The sequence below is a fragment of the Moorena sp. SIO3I6 genome, assembly GCF_010672095.1.
Genome location: NZ_JAAHHU010000747.1, coordinates 1 through 2,307, shown reverse-complemented (window position 1 = coordinate 2,307; position 2,307 = coordinate 1). Strand labels below are relative to the sequence as shown.

General features: G+C 46.5%; 2 protein-coding genes and 1 pseudogene. 1 reads left to right on the top strand and 2 read right to left on the bottom strand.

The window, feature by feature from the left end; all coding sequences use genetic code 11:
* A partial coding sequence (locus tag F6K49_RS42195; protein WP_293107305.1) for an ATP-binding cassette domain-containing protein occupies positions 1–472 on the top strand: 472 nt, incomplete at its 5' end.
* A gap of 203 nt (positions 473–675) precedes the next feature.
* On the opposite strand, the gene F6K49_RS42190 is transcribed toward F6K49_RS42195, so the two are convergent.
* Positions 676–1,380, bottom strand: a complete 705-nt coding sequence (locus F6K49_RS42190; protein WP_293064849.1) for a hypothetical protein — start codon at positions 1,378–1,380, stop codon at positions 676–678.
* A 146-nt stretch (positions 1,381–1,526) separates the two neighbouring features.
* A pseudogene (locus F6K49_RS42185) lies at positions 1,527–2,307 on the bottom strand (radical SAM protein); the annotation flags it as partial.

Below are 2,307 nucleotides of genomic sequence, written 5' to 3'. Positions count from 1 at the left end.
CAACTACGACGTCAACATGACGGTGCGGCGCGGCACCATACACTCGGTCGTCGGCGAGAACGGGGCCGGCAAGTCGACCCTGATGAAGGTGCTGTACGGCATGCACCAGCCCGAAGAGGGCACCGTCTCGGTCAATGGGTCAGCGGTGACCTTCCGCTCACCAGGCGAGGCCATCGACGCCGGCATCGGCATGGTGCACCAGCACTTCATGCTGGCCGACAACTTCACCGTGCTCGAGAACATCATCCTCGGCAGCGAGCCGACTCGCGGCGGGGGCCGAATCGATTTTCGGGGGGCTCGGCGCGAGATCACCGAGATCATGACCTCGATCGGCACCGTGCTCGATCTCGACGAGCGGGTCTCCGAACTCGGTGTCGGTGAGCGACAGCGGGTCGAGATCATCAAGGTCCTGTACCGGGGCGCCAAAATCCTCATCCTCGACGAGCCGACCTTTGCATCAATATTACTTTGACTAAGCATATATTGATTTAAGCGATCGCATGCTGCCATCAATACCTGTTCATTGTTAGGAGCATTTAAGTCTTCAAAATATCCCCAGTGTTTACTACCATCAGGATTCCAGGGAATTTGATATTGACTTTCTACTGTATCATAATAAACTTCTACCTCTGCCTCTGTAAACGTCTGCTTCATTGTTATATATCCAATCCCATCTTAAATTCTTCTGATTATCATAACTTGATTCGCCCCTACTTGAAACTCAAACTCTGAGGTTTTCACTTCCACTGTTAAGCCTTGTTGCTGTAAGGAGGAAATAATCTCCTCAAAATAAGCAAAAGGCTTACTTCTGTCTTGCTCGTTAGCCCGTAAGGGAAACACTCGAACGTCACGAGCAACACGAGCTAGTTCTAGCAGTGAATCAATGGTAAAGGTTTTGGGGAAGTGAGCTTGGAAACTAAATAGTAAATGCCCACTCGTTGCCAGATCAAAAGTATTATCTTCAAAAGGCAGATGGGGAAGGGAGGCAGTGATATATTTCTCTTGGGATTGCCAATAGTTTCGATAGTCTTCAATAAAGGAATCTAAAATCTCGACTTGCCTGTTTCTGAGGTCTTCAAGGCTCTGGTAATAATCCCACTTTCTCTGCTGGCTAGTTTGGGAAATTTTGGCAACTACGTAATCAATATCCCGGCTAGCAATTTCTAAGAGCCTATCAGGATCGTTAACATACTGAGGATCCACAGCGCAAACCTCAATCCCTAATGCTCTTGCTTCTCGACCAAAAGAAGCTGGACCACCAGGACAATCTAGGATTGATTTACCAACCCAGTCTGAGAAGTCCAAGAGGAACATTTTGCTATACTCTGCCAAAGAGCGTCCATAGAAGGTAACTCGCTCTAAGTTAAAGGACTGGCTCATAACTGGTTTGTTGCATACTATTACAGTTGTTTGGTAGTTTTTTTAAATTGCTATAAGTACCAACACTAAAACCAAGTGTGATCAGACTTGTGTGATCACACTTCTTGGAAAAGGCTTCCAGATAGAGGAAGCCTTTTGCCAGGTCGCTATACTGTCACCGCCACTTTTTCTTCATTCATAGTTTCTGTCGGTAACTTTCTGAACCGTTGAGGTGATTGTAGGTTTTTCGAGTCACCAACTTGAGCCAGGCGGAATTGCCAATCAGACACTTGCTCGTAGCTCAGGTGTTTAGTGTCAATACTTGCTGTCCAGAATCCTGCAAAAATAGCGGGATCATCAAACCTCAGCAGACCTGATTTCCGAATTGCTTCACCTTGTGGGGTTCCTAAGATGGGAGAAATTACGAAAGGAGTGGTTTGAAAAATGATCGATGGGTTAATTGCTTTCGCTTCATTATACACTTCCCACAACGCTTCTTCGAGTTGACGCAAACTATAATCATCATCATCGGGAAGACCGATAATGACACCATAGCTAATCATGGGAATGCCAGCTTGGACAATGGTTCGTAAAATTCGTTTATGTTGTTGCCAGGGAACCAACTTGGCATAGGATTCCCTGCCAAAAATGGGTCGTTCGGCAGGAATATAAGCGGCAAGGGTTCCTGTTGTTCCATTCCAATGATAGAGAGCGTTAATCACTTCTTCATCAGGGGTTAGGTCTTCCTTTTTTCCTCTGTTTCCCCGTCCGAGAGTCATTTTCCTGAGCTCCAAACCATTGGGCCAAAGAACGGTTAAATCCATTTCCCGCAACCCGTTCATAATTTCGAGTACTTCTTCTCGACCACCGGGAAAAATGACACGACCTAAAAATTGATCGGAAACACTAACTACCGATTTTGCTCCTGCTTGGCGCTGTATATCCAGA

Coding starts and splice junctions, on each gene's coding strand:
- F6K49_RS42190 (WP_293064849.1), bottom strand. CDS start 1,380: ATGAGCCAGTCCTTTAACTTAGAGCGAGTTACCTTCTATGGACGCTCT.